At 67.1% G+C, this 18,217-nt stretch carries 9 protein-coding genes; 7 read left to right on the top strand and 2 right to left on the bottom strand.

Annotated features, from left to right (window positions below; translation table 11 throughout):
- On the top strand, nucleotides 1-4,302 hold the full coding sequence (locus tag ACPDIX_RS08785) for a prolyl oligopeptidase family serine peptidase (protein ID WP_423431412.1): 4,302 nt from the start codon (nucleotides 1-3) through the stop codon (nucleotides 4,300-4,302).
- A 77-nt stretch (nucleotides 4,303-4,379) separates the two neighbouring features.
- Here the strand turns inward: ACPDIX_RS08785 and ACPDIX_RS08780 are convergent, their stop codons facing one another.
- Nucleotides 4,380-5,792: a YfcC family protein gene (locus ACPDIX_RS08780; RefSeq protein ID WP_423431411.1), complete on the bottom strand. Its 1,413-nt coding sequence runs from the start codon at nucleotides 5,790-5,792 to the stop codon at nucleotides 4,380-4,382.
- A gap of 268 nt (nucleotides 5,793-6,060) precedes the next feature.
- Between ACPDIX_RS08780 and ACPDIX_RS08775 the strand changes: the two genes are divergently transcribed.
- The 6 genes from ACPDIX_RS08775 (at nucleotide 6,061) to ACPDIX_RS08750 (ending at nucleotide 16,808) form a co-directional block, all read left to right on the top strand.
- Complete coding sequence (locus ACPDIX_RS08775; RefSeq protein WP_423431410.1) at nucleotides 6,061-10,209, top strand: LamG-like jellyroll fold domain-containing protein; 4,149 nt, start codon at nucleotides 6,061-6,063, stop codon at nucleotides 10,207-10,209.
- Nucleotides 10,210-10,357: 148 nt separating this feature from the next.
- Nucleotides 10,358-11,131 (top strand): prepilin-type N-terminal cleavage/methylation domain-containing protein, encoded by a 774-nt coding sequence (locus ACPDIX_RS08770; RefSeq protein ID WP_423431409.1) that lies wholly within the window; start codon nucleotides 10,358-10,360, stop codon nucleotides 11,129-11,131.
- Nucleotides 11,132-11,700: 569 nt separating this feature from the next.
- Nucleotides 11,701-12,708 carry an AraC family transcriptional regulator gene (locus tag ACPDIX_RS08765; protein ID WP_423431408.1) on the top strand — a complete coding sequence of 336 codons (1,008 nt, stop codon included), beginning with the start codon at nucleotides 11,701-11,703 and terminating at the stop codon, nucleotides 12,706-12,708.
- Nucleotides 12,709-12,859: 151 nt separating this feature from the next.
- Nucleotides 12,860-13,603, top strand: coding sequence for an ABC transporter ATP-binding protein (locus ACPDIX_RS08760; RefSeq protein WP_423431407.1), 744 nt, complete (start codon nucleotides 12,860-12,862; stop codon nucleotides 13,601-13,603).
- Between the two features lie 78 nt (nucleotides 13,604-13,681).
- Nucleotides 13,682-16,045 (top strand): ABC transporter permease, encoded by a 2,364-nt coding sequence (locus ACPDIX_RS08755; RefSeq protein ID WP_423431406.1) that lies wholly within the window; start codon nucleotides 13,682-13,684, stop codon nucleotides 16,043-16,045.
- A 133-nt stretch (nucleotides 16,046-16,178) separates the two neighbouring features.
- A complete protein-coding gene (locus tag ACPDIX_RS08750; protein WP_423431405.1) occupies nucleotides 16,179-16,808 on the top strand; it encodes a Yip1 family protein in 630 nt (209 codons plus the stop codon).
- Nucleotides 16,809-16,889: 81 nt separating this feature from the next.
- Here ACPDIX_RS08750 and ACPDIX_RS08745 read toward each other — a convergent pair whose 3' ends face one another.
- Nucleotides 16,890-18,203: a hypothetical protein gene (locus tag ACPDIX_RS08745; protein ID WP_423431404.1), complete on the bottom strand. Its 1,314-nt coding sequence runs from the start codon at nucleotides 18,201-18,203 to the stop codon at nucleotides 16,890-16,892.
- Between the last annotated feature and the right edge of the window lie 14 nt (nucleotides 18,204-18,217).

Genomic DNA, 18,217 nt, shown 5'->3' with positions numbered 1-18,217 from the left:
ATGCCCACCGCTGAAATCCCGGCCACACTCAACCTCCGCACCCTCGGCAGGCCCAACCGAAGACGCACCAGGATCCGAACTGCCTGCGCGCTGGTTGGCCTCGTTTGGTTGGAAATCGTCCTCCATCCGGCGAACCTTCCGGCTCAGGACACCCTCCCCTCACCATTCGATCCGCCCCGCGTCCACTGCGACGCCCCGCCCGTCACCGAACCACCGGAAAGTTTCTTCCAAATGATCTCCAACCGGCTGGCCCACCCCGAACCCGCCCGCCGCCGGAGATCCACCACCCACACCAGCCAGGCGCAGCCCGCCGAGACCGCCCCTTCCGACCCGGCCACGGTGCAGGAGGAACTGGCGCTCTACCGGCGCTTCTACCGGAAATACCTCGACATCCAGGGGCTCCCCGTGGTGGCGCATGCCGACGTGTCGGACCTGGCCCTGCAACGCAGCTACGAGATCGTCACCCACATGCTGGCCGGACGACCCGACATCCTCCGCACCATGGTCCGGCAGCAGATCTACCTCATCATTATCGGCAAGCACCAGCAGTACACCGACATGCCCGAGTACCGACATCATCCCGACCCGGACTACATCAACGAACGGGTCCGGGGCACCGGCGGAAACCCAACGAGCTTCGGCGAAGAAAACCTGTTGAGCCTGCCCGTGGACCGTTACGACGACGAGAGTATCGCCGTTCACGAGTTCGCCCACACCGTGGATGCCGCGCTGCGCCGGCTCGACCCCACCTGGTCGGATCGCCTCCGCGCCACCTACGAAAACGCGCGCAACCGGCGGCTCTGGCATCTGACCTACGCCGAAACCAACCCCGCCGAGTACTGGGCCGAGCTCGTCCAGTCCTATTTCGATTGCAATCGAACCAACAACTGGAATCACGGCCCCATCGGAAGCCGCGAAGCCCTCCGCCAGCACGATCCGATGGGATACCAGCTGGTACACCAAACGCTTCGTTTGCCCCCCGACCGCGACTGGCGCTACCGCTGGCTCCAGCCCTTGCCCATGGTTTCGGCACCGCCCCGGGTCGGCCGTTGGACCAACCTCGACCCTTGGTACGTCAAGTTCACCTGGGCACGCGAGTTCCCGGTCCTCGCCCGCGGCGCACGCAACGAGGCCCTGCTTCACGCCAACCACACCATCCGCCGCATGTTCGCCTACCGGCATGACATCCTCAAAGCACTGATTGCCGAGGGGCTGAAGCTGGTGATCCTGGCGCCTGATGAAACCCTCGCCGATCTCCCGGAGTTCCGCTCCCACCCCGGCACCGCGCCCGGGCCCGATCCGCGTCAGCCAGGTTTCTACCCGCAACAGAAACTCCTCGTCGTCCAAGAGGAAAACGTGCTGGACGATCCCGGCCGGCCTGACGGACCGGACAACCAGGTCATCGCCGTGTTCGCCGAAGCCCTTCATCGCGTGGCCGGCCAGAGGCCTGTGCTGCCCGATTTCCGTGGCACCCAACAGTACGAACTCCGCGTCAAACGCCTGGATGAAACCTTCGACCGGCAGCTGCGCGAACGACACGCCCGCGCAATCGAAAAAGGCCCCTGGCAGGGAACCGCCGCCGCCCGCGACCGCCACGCGTACTGGGTCGCCGGCGTTCTCGCCTACTTCGACGCCGCCGGTCGCGCCCCCGCCCGTCCGCAGATCCCCCGCACCAGGGAACAACTGCGCGACTACGACCCCGGACTCTACCAACTGGTCCACGAAACCATGGCCTTCGATCAACGGCCGGACTGGCGATACCAGCCCTACCGAGCCCCCGGCACCGGCACCAGCCAGTCCGAGATCCGCCCCTCCCGCGGTCAGGCACCGCGGGTCTACCGGGCACGCGTCCGCCCCCACTGGTTCGATGACAACCGCCAATTCTGGTACCGCAACGACCTGCCAAACGACCGCCGCGAATTCATCCTTGTGAACGCCGAAAAAGGACTGCGACAACCAGCCTTCGATCACCAGGCCGTCGCCCGCCAGATCGGGCCCGACGCGGACCCGGAACGCCTGCCCATCGAGGAACTGCAATTCTCCGAAGACGGCCTCTCCATCCTCCTCGTGGGTCGGGACCGGGCATGGCGACTGGACCGCCAGACCGGCAGGCTCTCCCCGGAAACTGCGCCTCCTCCCACTGTCGGCGACCTGACGCCCGAAGGTCGTCCCCGGCCCTCCCTCCGCACCGGACCCGAAACCGAGATCACCTTCGTCAACCGGCTCGACCAGCCCGTCCAACTCTTCTGGCTGGACGATCAGGGCCGCCGTCAACCCTACGGAACAGTCGAGCCCGGTGCACGACACGTCCAACACACCTACGGCGGACACGTCTGGCTCCTCACCGACACCCGCGGCCGCACCCTCGCAGTCTTCGAGGCAACCGACACCCCCGCCACCGCCGTGCTCGACGAAGACACCCTGAACCGACGCGGCCCGCCCAGGCGCCGAAACCCCGCCCCTGCAGGACGGTCCAGCCTGCCGGCCGGAGAGCGGGTCACCTCGCCCGACGGCAGCCTCACGGCGTTCATCCGCGAGCACAACATCTTCCTCCGCAAGGCCGATGGTGCCGAAACCGCCCTCACGACCGACGGCTCGCCCGATCACCCCTACACCCACCTCTCCTGGTCGCCCGACAGCCGCACCCTGCTGGCCTGGCGCATGCAACCGGTCGAAACCCGCGAGGTCTACCTCATCCGGTCCTCCCCTCCCGAGGGCGGCCGCGCCCAACTCGAGCACCGGCCCTATGCCCTGCCCGGCGATCCCTTCCCGAAGTACGAACCTCACATCTTTCAAGTGGACACCGGCAAACGGTTGCGCCCGGAAGTGGACCCCTTCGAGCACCAGTGGTTGCGCCCCCGCGTCCACTGGAACCGCGACGGCACCCGCTTCAGTTGGCTGCAGGTCGACCGCGGCCACCAACGACTCCGCGTCATCGAGGTGGACAGCCGGACCGGGCACGTCCGCAACCTCGTGGACGAACGCAGTCAAACCTTCATCTGGACCGCCCACACCGAGTCGCTCAATCTCCAGCTCGTCACCTGGCTGGAAAAAACCGACGAACTCCTTTACGTCTCCGAACGCGACGGCTGGCGCCACCTCTACCTCGTGGACATGGAAACCGCCGAACTGCGCCAGATCACCCGCGGTCCCTGGGTGGTCCGCGGCATCCAGTTCATTGACGAAGACCGGCGCCAAATCTGGTTCAGTGCAGCAGGCAAAAACCCCGATCAGGACCCGTACTACCTCCACTTCTACCGGGTGAACTTCGACGGCACCGGCCTCGTCGCCCTCACCGAGGCCAACGGCACCCACGACGTCGAGTTCTCGCCCGATCGGCGCTTCCTGCTCGACACCTGGTCGCGGGTGGATCATCCCCCGGTCATCGAGCTGCGTCGGACCTCTGACGGCGCCCGCCTGTGTGTCCTGGAAGAGGCCGATGTCTCCGAGCTCCGGGCAGCGGGCTGGAAACCGCCGATCCCGTTCGTCGCCAAGGGACGCGACGGCCAGACCGACATTTACGGTGTCATCCACGTGCCCGGGAACCTGGATCCCGCTCGCAAATACCCCGTCGTCGAAAGCATCTACGCCGGTCCCCAGGGATTCTTCGTCCCCAAGGCCTTCAGCGCCTCCGACCGCTTCGGCTGGCTGACCGACGCGGGATTCGTGGTCGTACAGATCGACGGCATGGGCACCGCCGGCCGTTCCAAGGCCTTCCACGACGTCTGCTACAAAAACCTCAAGGACGCCGGCCTGCCCGATCGCATCCTCTGGATGCAGGCCGCCGCGCGCCAGTTCCCCTGGATGGATCTCACACGCGTCGGCGTCTTCGGCCACTCGGCCGGCGGACAAAACGCCGCCGCAGCCCTGCTTTTCCATGGCGACTTTTACAAGGCCGCCGTCGCCTCCTGCGGCTGCCACGACAACCGACTCGACAAGGCCTCCTGGAACGAACAATGGATGGGCTACATGCCACCCGACCGGATCTGGCAGGACAGCCCGGACAACTGGTACGCCCGCTGCTCCAACATCGAAAACGCCCATCGCCTGCAGGGCAGGCTCATGCTCATGGTCGGCGAACTGGACACGAACGTCCCCCCGGAAAACACCCTGCGCTTCGTGGACGCCCTCATCCGGGCCGACAAGGATTTCGAGTTCCTCCTGCTGCCCAACACCGGCCACTCCATGGGCGGGGCCTACGGCCAGCGACGCATCCGCGACTTCTTCCAACGCCATCTCGGCGGGCCGTTACCCCGGTCCATCGCCGGCTCCCACACGGTCCCCGCCCCGACGCGGCCGTGAGACACCCCCCTCCCCCGGCCGCATCCCGGACCGGCAACCCAACGCTCCTCCGCCGCCGCCCGCAGTCCCCTCCGCCCTCACCGGTAACCGATCCACACCGCCACCATCAAGGAGACCGCGGCCACCACGCTCAACTTGATCAACAACGGCGCCGTAAACCGCACCCACTGCTCGTATGAAACCCCGGCCATCCCCAGGATGGCCATCAAGACAATGTTGGTCGGGATCAGAATGTTCGAGAACCCGTCCCCGTACTGATAGGCCAGTACGGCCACCTGCCGTTCCAACCCCAGAACGTCCGCCACCGGCGCCATGATGGGCATGGTGGCATACGCCTGTCCGCTGCCCGATGGAATGAAGCAATTGATCACGGTCTGCACCACCAACATGCCCACCGCAGCCACGCCCGGTGACAAACCCTCCAACGGCCGGGACAAACCGTACACGATCGTGTGCAGCACCTGCCCCTCCTCCAACAAAAACGCGATGGACCGGGCAAACCCCACCATCAACGCCACCGCGGCCAGGTCGCCCGCCCCTTGGGCAAAACGCTGGGCCGTGCCGTTCATGCCCAACCCGCCCATCCAACCGCCCACCACCGCCAGCCCCAGCCAGAGCGCACTCAACTCCACCAGGTACCAACCCCGCACGGCAATCCCCCAGACCATGGTCACCAACACCACCGCCGCCAGCAGCAGGATCAGACCGCGCCGCCACGTCAGCTCCGGCACCTCCGACCCCTCCACAGGCAACTGCACCGGGCCCGCCGGCGTTTCCGCACCCGGCAAAAGGTTCTTCCTCGCATGGGCCCAAATGTGGTGCACCCCCGTGACCACGAACGGCACGAACCACGCCAGCCGGTAGCCCAGGCCCGAAGTGGGGCGCAGTCCGGAAACTTCCTGCGCCACGATCACCGTGTAGGGATTCGTCAACGCCGCACCGTACCCGATGCAGTACCCGCCCACCAACACGCCGCAGGCTGTGAGGGCGTCCAACCGCATCCCGGCACACAGCGCCACCATCAGACCCGTCAGCGGGATGTACTCCGTCGAACAGCCCAACGTGGCCGAGACCGCGGCAAACAAGGCCGTGGCCCCCGCCACGAACCAGCCCGGACGCCCGCCCATGGCCCTCAAAAGCCGTTGCATCCCCGCGTCCAACGCACCGGTGGCGCGTAGCACCGAGATCGTCCCACCCACGATCAACAGGAAAAAAATGATCCCCTGCGCATCCGCCATGGCGCGCGGCACCACGGTAAACAGCTCCCACGGCCACAGCCGCACCCGTTCCTCCACCGGATGATAGGTCCCCGGCACCACCACCGCGCGCCCCCGTTCGTTCCTCACCGTTTCGAACCGCCCCTGCGGGAGCACCCACGTCGCCGCCCAGGCGACAATCATGATCAAAAACAACAACGCCAGCGTGTGAGGCACCCGAAAACGCAAAGGCCGGGCCACCGTCCCATCGGAATCATCGGCGGGTCTGCTCATGATCTTTCGAATGCCTCATGACCGCGCCGGTCGCAAGCCGGATTGCCACTCGTCAGTGCATGACGCTTCCGGACCACTGGAGCCCCTCGGGAAAGGCACGGGTGCATTTGGAGTATGTCCGGGTGCATCCGCGACATGGGCAGATCACCGGGACGGCGTATGGTGGAGGCGTGATCCCGGTGCGCGGTCGGTGTGTGCGCAGGGCACGGGTCGGACGACGGCCCACCTTCCGCGCCGGATCCAAACCCGTAACCCGTAACCGTTTCCCATGAAAACAACCCGACTCTTCGGCTGGGCGGTGCTGGGATGGGGACTGACCATCGCCCTGCGGGGATTCGCCGCCACCTTCAGCGACAACTTCAACACGCCACACGACTATCTGGCAGAAGGTCTCCCGGGCACGCTCTGGGAGGGTCTTTACACCGGCGCCGGTCAGATCCCCAACGCCAGCCTCGGCGGGTCCGGCCCCGGCTCCACCGTCGCCATGACCAACAACGTGGACACCAGCCAACTGGTGATCACCTCGGTGGCCACCGACTGGGAGTTCCAGGACGCCGACGGCGTCTTCCTGTACAAACTCGTCTACGGCGATTTCGACGCCGAGGTGTTGATCGGCACACCATTCGATCCCACCGCCTTCAACACCGCCGGCCTCATGGCCCGGCTCCCAACCGACGGCGGCCCCGCCGAGAACTACGTATCCTGGACGCGATTCGACCAGTTCGGCATCGCCAACTACTTCCGCAATGAAGTCAACGGCGACACCAGCGGCGCCGTCCGGCGGCCCATCTTCGAGGTCAACAGCAATTACTGGCTCCGCCTCCAACGCGTGGGCAACACCTTCTACGCATACGAACGCGCCACGACCGACCAGGAATGGATCCTGCGCGATCAACAGGACCGACCCGACATGGACGGCCAACCCGTCCAGGTGGGCATCATCCACGCCACTTTCAGCGCCAACACCCTCACCGCCGCCTTCTCCAACTTCAAACTGACCGGTCCCAACGTCCATGCCGGCACCGAAGCCGCCCCCGCCACCGATCTCACCGTCACCGCCGACGCCGGACCGGGGGCGCTGCGCATCCAGTGGACCCCGGGGGCCGGCAGCAGCGGTTCGCTGGTCCTCATGCACGAGGGCGGGCCGATCACGGCACAGCCCTCGGACCTCACCGAATACACGGCAGACGCACAGTTCGGAGCCGGGTCCCAGCTCGGCTACCGCAACTTCGTCGTCTACGCCGGATCGGGCAATTCGGTGGTCGTCACCGGCCTGAGCGGTGCGCACGCCTATCACGTGGCCGTGTATTCGTACGTTGGCAGTGGGACGACGATCAACTACACCTTGGCCGGCGCACCCACGGCCAGTGCCGTCCCCCCTGCCTCCCTGCAATCCATCAGCCTGCAACTGCCCGAGCGTCTCCAAACGAATGGGTTTGCCCAAGCCCTCGTGAGGGCGCATTTCGACGACGGATCCACGGCTGACGTCACCGCCCAGGCCACATTCCAGTCTAGTGATCCCGGGGTCTTCACGGTCAGCCCAACGGGCCTGGTCACCGGAGTGGGCGCAACTGCGGGAGCCACCGCCACCATCACCGCCACCTACCAACAGTTCAGCGCGAGCCGGATCCTCACCGCCGTGGGCCCGCCTCCGGCGGCCCTGCTGCACCGATACTCCTTCAGCACAGACGCCAGCGACTCGATCGGCAACGCCCACGGCACCCTGATGAACGCCGCGTACGTGGCCGACGGCGAGTTGGTCCTGCCCAATCCCGTCCCGCCGGCCGCCACCCTGCCGTCCTCGGACCTGACCGGTTCCTACGTCGCCTTTCCGCCCGATCTCACGACCAACCTCCACGCCATCTCCTGGGAGGTCTGGATCACCGACGACGGCAGCGCCACCTGGTCGCGTGTGTTCGATTTCGGCAACGGCACGACGCGCTACATGTTCCTGGCCGTGCCGGGCGTGAACGCCACCCAGACCCGTTTCGCCTACAACGCCGGAAGCGGTGAAGGCACACACCAACTCACGTGGACCACCGCGGCGGGCGGCCGACCCCGGGTCGGGCGCAAGACCCATCTGGTCATCACCACCGATGCCGAAACCCGTCGCGGCGTCCTCTACGTGGACGGCGTGCCCGTGGCCGTCTCGGCCACCGGCTTCCTGAACTCCCCGTTCACCGTGGGCTCCACCACCAACAACTGGTTGGGCCGTTCCCAGTTCGGCGGGGATCCGTACTGGGGCGGGCGCGTGGACGAGTTCCGTATCTGGTCCAATGCGCTGACCGCCCTCCAGGTCGCCATTCACGCGGCTGCCGGACCGGACCAACTGGTCGGGGATCCGGGCCAGCTCCAGTCCGTCTCCCTGCTGCTCCCGCAGACCCGGATGGAACTCGGCGCCGTCCAGAGCGCCGGAGTCCTGGCCAACTTCGCCAACATCACCGGGGTCAACGTCACCGCCGCCGGCGCCTCCTTCAGCTCCAGTGACACCAACATCCTCACCGTCACACCGGCCGGTCAGGTCACCGCCGTTGGTGTCGGCTCCGCTGATCTCACCGCATCATTCGGCGGACAAACGACCAGCCTCACCGTCACGGTCGTGCCACCCGCACCGCCCGTGCTCACCCACCGCTACAGTTTCACCACAGACGCCAGGGATTCGGTGGGCAACGCGCACGGGACCAATCCGGAGGGCGGCATGGTCTTCAACGGTACGGCGGTCTTCGACGGATTGAACACCCTCGAGCTGCCCGTGGGAATCGTCAGCAACTACCAGTCACTCACCGTCGAGGCCTGGTTCTACGCCTCCAATTACGCGGGATTGGGCGGGCCCCTCTATCTGTACAGCTTCGGCGAAACCCTGCCCAACGGGAGCGCCGCCAATTTCGTCCGGCTGGCCCTCCGTGACGCCGACGCCGCCGCTCCGGTCACCCAGATCTCGCTGAACGGCCCCGCCCTCAACAGCGGCGTGTTGCTCGGCGGCCGGACGCTCTCCGGCGGTTGGAACGCCCTGTTGTCCGGTTACCAACACGTGGTGGCCGTCTACGATGGCGCACGCCAGCAGATGTCGCTCTACCTGAACGGCGAACTCGTGCAAACCGTCGGAGCGGCCGCCCCGCTGTGGGCCGTCACGAGTCCCGCTGCGTACATCGGCAAATCCCTCGCCACCAGCGAACCTCTCCTGTTCGTCGGCGCCCTGGACGAGTTCCGCATCTACAAGGGAGCCCTCACCCTCGAACAAATCCGGACCAGCCAGGCCGCCGGACCCGACAATCCCCGGCTCGATCCGGGGGCGTTCACCGGGCTGCGCTTGGAAGTGCCGGCCCTCATGATCCAGGGCACGCGAGCCCGTCCGACCGTCACCGGCGATGCGGCCAACGCTGCCAACATCAACCTCACCGGCGTGGCAGCCCTGCAGTCCGGCAACCCCGGTGTGCTGGATGTCCTGCCCGGCGGGCGCATCGTGGCCGTCGCACCCGGCGTGGCCAGGCTGACCGCCACCCACGCCGGAGTCAGCACCAGCCGCCAGGTGGTGGTGGTACCCAAACAAACCGCGCTCATGCACCGCTACAGTTTCAACGGCAACTTCGACGACCTCGTCGGCGGCGCGGATGCCATCCCCCACGGCAACGCCCAGATCGTCGAGGATCGCGTGGTCCTCCTGAGCGGCGAGCGCAACACCTATCTGGAACTGCCTCGGTATCTCGTGGACGGCTACTCCAGCATCACCATCGAGGCATGGGCCCAGTTCCTGCCATCGGGCAACTGGACCCGGCTGTTCGACTTCGGCACCTTCAGCGCCGGCGCACGGCCCGTGGGCGTGGACTACATCTTCTTCGCCCCGCGCACCGGCGGTGCCAGCTACCGCATCGCTATCAACCCGCCGGGCGCCGAGGTCGGTGTCACCTCAAGCACCGGTGCGCCCCAGGGAGACCTCAACGACGGCGTCATCCGCCACATCGTCTGCGTGTTCCAGACCGACCCGGACGCCGGCAACCGTTACCTGGCGCTCTACCTGGACGGGACCGAGGTCGTCCGCCTGCCCATCACGGCCGATCTGTCGGCCATCGAAGATGCCTGGAATTTCATCGGACGCTCGCTCTACTCGGCCGACTCCTACCTGTTGGCCCAGATTGACGAGTTCCGCATCTACCACGGGGCGTTGACGCCCGCGCAAATCGCGGCCAACACGGCGGCCGGACCCGACGGTGCACCCGCCGTCGGACCGCTGGCGGCGCCGCTTGTCCTCACAGGCATCCGGCAGGGCGACAACCTCGTCCTGACATGGACCGACGAACAGGCCGTCCTGCAGTCGGCGCCCACCGTGACGGGCCCCTACACGGACGTGTCGGGCGCCACCAGCCCGTACACCGTCCCGCTCTCCGGGTCGCAGCAGTACTTCCGACTGCGCAAATGAGGTCCACTTCACACGCCCGGAATGAAAAGGTTGGTTTCCCACTCCAATCTACTCGGGAATCGGCCGCCGGCGGCCGGCCCCGGCCTCCCATTGCCACGGGAGGATCGCCGGCCGCCGGCGCGCTCCGGGTTTTCGCCGAATCGTGGCCATGCCTGCGTTCACTGATCGCGCCCTCCAACGGAACGGTCCGCATACACCGCGCACCGCATTCACCCTGATCGAACTGCTGGTGGTCATCGCCATCATCGCCATCCTGGCGGCCATGCTCCTGCCGGCCCTCGGCAAGGCCAAGGAACGGGCAATCCGCGCCAGCTGCATCAATCACGTCAAACAAATGCTCACCGCGCTCTACATCTACGCCGGCGAGAACAACGAACGGCTCCCGGACAACCGCAACGTCGGTTTCTGGGCCTGGGACATGCCCACGCCCGTGGGCACGGCGATGGAGCAGGCTGGTAAAAGCTGGCAGATCTGGTACTGTCCGGGGCTCAAACCCCACTTTGACAATACGGATTTTTGGAATCTCTGGAACTACGCCGGCACGTACCGGGTCCTCGGCTACTGCATGACCTTCCCCAATACCGCCACCCTGGCCCCCACCAACTGGAACCGTGACCTCATCCGATCAGCGACCATCCCGGTCGGTTTCAACACCACCATCACCGAAGGTCCGGCCCAACGCGTCCTGGTGGCGGACGTCACCATGTCCGCCCCGGGCCAGATGAGCCCGATGCTGCGGCACACCTACAACTGGACCTGGATCCAGGGCGGCTACATCAAACCGCACCGGTCCGCACACCTGCGCGGCAACCTACCCGCCGGCGGCCATACCGGCATGATGGATGGCCACGTCGAATGGCGCAAATGGGAGACCATGACCCCGCGAACCCTGGGCGGTGGTTCGCCCGTGTTCTGGTGGTGACCCGTCCCATGCACGCCCCGTTCCACACGCCCCCACCCCGCCGAGGCCCCGTACGGCGGTGCCCTTGGGCCCCGGCCCTGATCGCGGTCGCTGTCCTGGCCCTCGGCTGCAACCGTGCATCCCCTCCACCGCCCACCCCGGAACCGCCCGCCGGCACCGACACGGCCCCGGCAGCCCCCACTCAGCCCAGCGACACGGTCTCCGAAGCCGACGCCGTGGCCGCCCAGCGGCTCCTGGACTTCCTACAGAGCCTCGTGCAGCGCGGCCAGTTCGATCAGGCACGGCGTGCCGTGGCCGAGCTGGAAAACCGCCCACTCACACCCGACCAACGCCAGCGCCTCCAGCAACTCAAGGCACAATTGCCACCACCATGAGCTGACCCCCCCGGCAAGGCTGTCGCTGTCAGCCCTCTCTTCACCCGGAGCGTCCCACCGGGGACCATCGTCACCAACCGCCCCGGCTCCCGAACCGCCGCAACCGCGGAACCTGTCCGCCTTCGGCATCCAACCACCTGCCGTGGATTAGATTTGCTCCGGCTCTCGAACGGACTATGTTATAGCGTTGTTGTCATGGGCGCGCGACCCTCACCCCGGTCCGACCTCACGGTCCTCGGCCCGCACACGCGCCTGACAGGTGTCCGGGCTGCGGCGGTGGAACCGCGCCCATGGATCGAATCCTTCCCTGTCTGCCCCGCTCTTAACACCCTGGGCATCATCCACACCGGCATCCAGCAAACCGCCGCCCCCATGAAAATCGTCCGCACCCGCCAGACCACCACCTACTTCCTGGCCTGCACCGGCGGGAAGGGACGCGTCCTGATTGACGGGCGCTGGCGGGTCTGTCGGGCCGGTTGGGCCTGCCTGCTGCCGGCCCATACCCTGAATGCCTTCGAGGCCATACCGGGCTTCACCTGGGAGTTCTGCTGGGTCTGCTATCAACAGCCACCGGATCAACGTCCCCTCGGAAACGCGGCTTCCCCGGTGATGGCCCCCTACGACCCCCAACCCCTCCTTGCGGCCATCCGCGGCCTGCTCTGCGAGTCCAACGGACCTGCCCAGCCCAGCCTCATGATGGAGTGGAGCCGCCTGATCCACGCCTATGTCCTGCGCTTTGCGCGGCCCTCGGATCAGCCCGACCAACTGCGTGCACTGTGGGAACGGGTCGAGGCACGGCTGGCCGAGCCGTGGACCCTGGAAAAGCTGGCGCTCGAGGCCGGCTACAGCCGCGAACACCTGCGCCGACTGTGCCGCCGGCAACTCGGTCGCAGCCCCATGCACCAGGTCATCTACCTGCGCATGCGCCGCGCAGCCGAACTCCTCGCCACCACCGAGCTGACGGTGGAAGCCATCGCCCACCAGGTCGGCTACCAAAACCCCTTTGTCTTCTCCAACGCGTTCACCCGGTGGATCGGATGGCGCCCGTCCGAATACCGGCGCAACAAAACAGCCGGAGCTCCGGCCGGCGCCCAACGGCCCGACCCGGCCGGCCCGGCCGCAGCACCCCCTTCCCCGCAGGGAAACATCCCTCCCGGCGGGCCCTCGCGCGTCCTGTCCATGCGCTCCGTGGCCATCCGCTGAACTCCTCCGGCCCGCGCACTTCCTCCCCCGTTGCCGTCTCACGCATGGCCGCCGTGGGATCGCTGCCCGTCCGTGGCGCGTGGCGAAACCGGACCCTGGAGCGGGGCTTGTCCGTTGCCGCGCCTGCCGGCGATTTGTCACACTGCCGGCCGTGCAACCGGAGGTCACCGAACCGGAGGCAAACAGCCCGGCAAAACCGCTTTTGGAAGCGCGGGGCCTGACCAAGATCTACGGCAGCGGCCCCGCGGCCGTGCGTGCGCTGGACGGAGTGGACCTGGAACTTTATCCGGGAGAATTCGTCGTCCTGCTCGGTCCCTCCGGCAGCGGCAAGACCACCCTGCTGAATCAACTGGGCGGCCTGGACGTCCCCACCAGCGGCGTCATCCGCTTTCGAGGACGCGACCTGGCCACCGCCTCCGACGCGGAACGCACCCGCTACCGGCGCGAATCGGTGGGTTTCGTCTTCCAGTTCTACAACCTGATGCCCAGCCTCACCGCACGCGAAAACGTCGCCCTCATCACCGAGCTGGCACCCGATCCCATGGACCCGGAAGAAGCCCTCCGCATGGTCCGGCTCGGCGAGCGACTGGATCACTTCCCCTCCCAACTTTCCGGGGGCGAACAACAACGCGTGGCCATCGCCCGTGCCATCGCCAAGCGCCCGTCGGTGCTGTTGTGTGACGAACCGACCGGCGCCCTCGACGTCCGTACCGGCGTGGCTGTCCTGGAGGCCATCGAACGGGTCAACCGCGAGCTGGGCACGCTCACCGTCGTCATCACCCACAACGCGGTCATCGCAGACATGGCCGACCGCGTCATCCATCTCATGGACGGACGCATCCAACACCAGCGCCGCAACCCGGTCCGCATCCCACCCCGCGAACTTCGTTGGTGAAATGAAGGCCCGCCCGCACAGTGCCCGACCTCCCCGCCGCACCAGCCGCAAGAAAGGTCCCAACCCGGTTCCACGCTCATGAGCCTCCTGGACGTCAAGCTGGCGCGCGATCTCCTGCGCATGAAAGGCCAGACCCTGGCCGTCGCCCTGGTCATGGCCTGCGGACTGGCCATGTTGATCATGACCCGCAGCCTCATCCATTCGCTCGAGACCACGCGCCAGACCTACTACCGCACCCACCGGTTTGCCGACGTGTTCGTCAACCTCAAACGCGCGCCCCGCTCGTTGCTCGATCGGATCCGCACCATCCCCGGCGTGGCCACCGTTCAACCGGGCATCGCTCTGCAGGTCACGGTGGATCTCCCACACCTGGCCGAGCCGGCCAGCGGAACCGTGCGGTCGCTCCCCGAACACGCACCCCTGGAACTGAACCGGCTCCACCTCCGCCGCGGGCGGCCACTGGAACCGGGCCGGTTCCATGAACTGCTCGTCAGCGAGGCCTTCGCCGAAGCCAACAGCTTGCAACCCGGGGACCGGCTGACCCTGCTGCTCAACGGGCGCCGGCAGGTCTTCCACATCGCCGGCCTGGTCCTGTCACCCGAGATCATCTTCGAGGCCCGGCCCGGCGTGTCGCTTCCGGACAACCGGACCTACGGAACGTTCTGGATGTGGGAAAGCGAACTGGCGGCAGCCAGCGACATGGACGGGGCGTTCAACACCCTGGCGCTCACGCTGGCGCCGGGGGGATCGGTCGCGGCCGTTTGCGCCGAACTGGATCGCTGGTTGCAACCCTACGGCGGCCGGGGCGCCTTCGGCCGGCGCGATCACCCCTCACACGTGCGCGTGTCGGACGAAATCTTCATCCTGCGGACCATCTCCATCGGATTCCCCAGCTTCTTTCTCGGCGTCGCCGCCTTCATGACCCACGCCGTCCTGATGCGCCTGCTGACGTTGCAGCGCGAACAGATCGCCATCCTGAAGGCCTTCGGCTTCTCCAACGGCCGGATCGCCCTCCACTACCTCAAGTTCGGCGCCGTGATCGCATGCCTGGCCACCTTGCTCGGCACACCCCTGGGCGTGTTCCTCGGCCATCGCATGGTGCACCTCTATCACATGTTCTTCCGGTTTCCGGAACTGCGCTTTCACCTGGACATCACCGCCGTCGGCGTGGCCGTGGCCGTGGGCACGCTGGCCGCCGGCGCGGGCGTGGCTGCGGCAGTGCGAAGGATCCTGCAATTGGCCCCGGCGGAAGCCATGCGCCCGGAACCGCCGGCGCGGTACCGGCCCGCCCTGCCCGAGCGCCTCGGCTTCGGCCGCTGGCTGACACCCATCACCCGGATGGCCCTGCGCAATCTCGAACGGCACCCGGCCCAGGCGTTTTTCACCGTGGCCGGACTGACCCTGGCCACCGCCCTGCTCATCATCCCCAACTGCTTTCGCGACAGCGTGAACCTGCTGCTGGGGTTCCAGTGGGACACCGTGCAGCGGCAGGACCTCACCGTAGGCCTGATCGAACCGCGCGCAGAGGGCGTCCTGCACGAGCTGCGGCGGCTGCCGGGTGTCCAGGCAGTGGAACCGCTGCGATCGGTTCCGGCCCGCATCCGCTTCGGCAATCGCAGTCGCCAACTGGCCGTGACCGGCTTCCCCGCAGAGGCCCTCCACAACCGCCTCATTGACCGGCACTGGCGGCAGTTGCCCCTCCAGCCGGGCGGTCTGATCACCTCCGCCAAACTGGCGGAAGTTCTTGGCGCCCGACCGGGCGACACCCTGGAAATCGAGTTCCTCGAAGGCCGGCGCAGGCGTTGTCCGGTCGTGCTGCTGGCGGTCTCGGAAGATCTGACCGGCATGGGCGCACACATGGAAATCCGCACGCTCAACCGGTTGCTGGGCGAAGGCGATGTGGTCAACGGCGCCAGTTTCACACTCGACCCCGCCGCGCGCGGCGCCTTCCTCAGGGCACTCAAACAGATCCCCCAGATCGGTTACGTCAGCATCAAGGAATCGCTCCGCGCCAGTTTCCGCCGCACCACCGCCACCAGTATCGAGGTCATCCAGCGCATGTACCTCGCATTCGCCGTGGTGGTCGCGTTCGGCGTCGTCTACAACAACGCCCGCATCAGCCTGGCCGAGCGCGCGCGCGAACTCGCGACCCTGCGCGTCCTCGGCTTTACCGTGTCCGAAGTGGCCGCCGTGCTGTTGATCGAGCTGGCGGTGCTGGCGCTGCTGGCCATACCATCCGGACTGGCCCTGGGCGGCGTGCTGGCCACCGCACTGGTCCAGGCCATCAACACCGAGACCGTCCGCCTGCCCGCCGTGCTCACGCTCCGGAACTACTGTTTCGCCGCCAGCGTGGTCGCCCTCGCCGCGCTGGGCTCCGCCATCGTGGTCCTCCAGCGGGTCCGAAAACTGGACTTGATCGCCTCGCTTCGCGCCCCCGAGTAACCGGCCGCGACCGGGCACGACCGCCGCGGCCGGCAGCGCCCCCGCTCCCGTTGCGCAGTCCGGGCACACCTTTTGTCGGAGTCGAAAGAACCGCATTGTCAGCACGCCATCCCATCAGTATCTCTGGGCGGTCATGATTCGCGCTTTGTTGCTGGTCTTGGAGCCACAAAGAAGCTGGGACACCATTGCGACCAAGGAACGCAGTATCGCCCAAGTTTTCTGGCTCTACGTGATGCCCCTGCTGCTCCTGACCTCCGTGGCAGAGGGCCTGGGCATGCATTACTGGGGCGAGTGGCGCGGCATGCCTCTGAAGCTCAAAACACTGACCGTGCCGGAAGTCGTGGTTATGGAGCTGGCCCAGCTCGTGATCCACGTCGCCGTGCTGTTCTTCGGCGCCAAGATGTTTAAGAGCCTGGGCGAGACCTTCCACGGCCAGCACACCTATCGCCAGGCCTTCACCGTGGTGGCCTACGGCCTGGGACCCTATTGGACGGTGCGCATCCTGGACGCCTGGCCCGCAGTCAGCCCCTGGTTCACCTATGCCGTGGGCATGCTCCTCACCATCTCCGTCCTGTACCACGGCGTGCCCCGCGTCATGATGCCGGACCCGCCCCAGGCCTTCGGCCTGTACCTGATCGGCAGTCTCGTCCTGGCCCTGGCTGCTGGAATCGGAAAGTTCCTGCTCGTCTGGCTTCAACAGGGCCGGTTCGTCAACCTCGAACGGGTCCTGGTCCAGTGGGTCAGCGCCCTGCTCGGCGGCTGAGCGCAACCTGCAATCCCCCGAGCCCCGCCACAAGACCGGACCGGATGCGCAAAAAACCGGTCTGCCGGGCCGGCGTCACCTTCACTCCAGCACAACCCCGCGGCGAAGGTAGGTCGGAACATCGAGGTCTTCCCCGCGATGGATGTTGGGCGGCGTTTTCTCGAACCGGCCCGAACGGGCAACCTCCAACGGCAACATCCCCTGCTGATACCGCACCCGTCCACCCCGCCGCATGTGCCGGGATTCTTTGAGGGCATCCCCACAGGTCGCCACGACGCCGCGCCCGTCGCCCTCTCCGCACTCCGGCTGGCAGGCCATCTCGGCCCCGCCGGTTTCCGGAACTCCCGGCTCCGAACGTCTCCCCAGCGGCACCGGCTCGCTGGTGCCGGTCCATCCCGCCAACCGACCCTGACCCCGACGGGTCACCAGCAGCATCACGCGAATCCGACCCGACCACCCGGCCCGCAAGGTCGCGCCCACCACCACCTCCGCACGCGGCGCCGATTCCTGAACCACACGCACCAGCTCGTCAGCCTCCGCAGCCGCCAGGTCCGGCCCCGCCGTGATGTGCACCAGGACCGACGTGGCGGCCAGCAGCGCCTGCCCGTTCTCCAGCAGGGGATGCTCCTGAAACCGGGCCGTCACCCGCGCGAGCCGGTCCTCACCCTCCGCCTCCGCCGTCACCCAGACGCTCTCCGCATGCCGCCCGCGCAACAACGCGCAGAGATGTTCCCAAGGCAACGGGATCAGCCCACGCTGCGTCAGGGCATCCCAAAACGATTCCAGCCCCAGCACCAGCGCCCGGTTGACCTGCTGGTACACCTCCACCAGCGGCGTCCGCGGCGGCAGCAACGGCAGGAACTTCTGGTTCGGCAGACACACCAGCCCGTCACATACACCGCGCAGCTCCTCCAGGGCAGTCTGCGCCTGACGCTGCCGCACCGCGCCCTCCCAGTGAAACGGCGTCACCACCACGCCCATCGCACGCGCACCCGCCTCGTGCGCCGCCCGCGCCAGAACGGGCGTCATCCCACTGCCGGCACCTCCGCCCAAACCGGCCACCATCACCACCCACTCCGTTCCCCGGCAAAGATCCACCAGACGGCCAAACTCCTCCTCCGCCACCGCCCGGGCCCGGTCCGGATCCCCCGCCACACTCCAGCCCGCTTTCCAAGAACCCCGCACCTGCACACAGGCCAGACCGGGTGACTCCGTCACCGGCAACGTGTCCCACGGCGGCAAAAGCCACAGGCCCGATACATCCGAACCCGTCTGCCCGGCCCAATCTTCCAACAACCGGCCCCCGGCCGTCCCCACCGCGATCAACCGCGCCACCGCCGAAACGACCGGCTCCGGCGCGGTCTTCGTCCCGTCACGTCCACTGTTCCGTTCCATGGCTCCCTCCCAGC

It is taken from the genome of Limisphaera sp. 4302-co (assembly GCF_049537155.1).
GTDB lineage: Bacteria > Verrucomicrobiota > Verrucomicrobiia > Limisphaerales > Limisphaeraceae > Limisphaera.
Note: the sequence above shows the minus strand (reverse complement) of the source record. Positions and strands in the feature narration are given on the sequence as shown.

Bases quoted from the DNA above. Each gene is read 5' to 3' on its own strand.
- ACPDIX_RS08745 (WP_423431404.1), bottom strand. From the start codon at position 18,203: ATGGAACGGAACAGTGGACGTGACGGGACGAAGACCGCGCCGGAGCCG.
- ACPDIX_RS08755 (WP_423431406.1), top strand. From the start codon at position 13,682: ATGAGCCTCCTGGACGTCAAGCTGGCGCGCGATCTCCTGCGCATGAAA.
- ACPDIX_RS08785 (WP_423431412.1), top strand. From the start codon at position 1: ATGCCCACCGCTGAAATCCCGGCCACACTCAACCTCCGCACCCTCGGC.
- ACPDIX_RS08765 (WP_423431408.1), top strand. From the start codon at position 11,701: ATGGGCGCGCGACCCTCACCCCGGTCCGACCTCACGGTCCTCGGCCCG.
- ACPDIX_RS08775 (WP_423431410.1), top strand. From the start codon at position 6,061: ATGAAAACAACCCGACTCTTCGGCTGGGCGGTGCTGGGATGGGGACTG.
- ACPDIX_RS08780 (WP_423431411.1), bottom strand. From the start codon at position 5,792: ATGAGCAGACCCGCCGATGATTCCGATGGGACGGTGGCCCGGCCTTTG.
- ACPDIX_RS08750 (WP_423431405.1), top strand. From the start codon at position 16,179: ATGATTCGCGCTTTGTTGCTGGTCTTGGAGCCACAAAGAAGCTGGGAC.
- ACPDIX_RS08770 (WP_423431409.1), top strand. From the start codon at position 10,358: ATGCCTGCGTTCACTGATCGCGCCCTCCAACGGAACGGTCCGCATACA.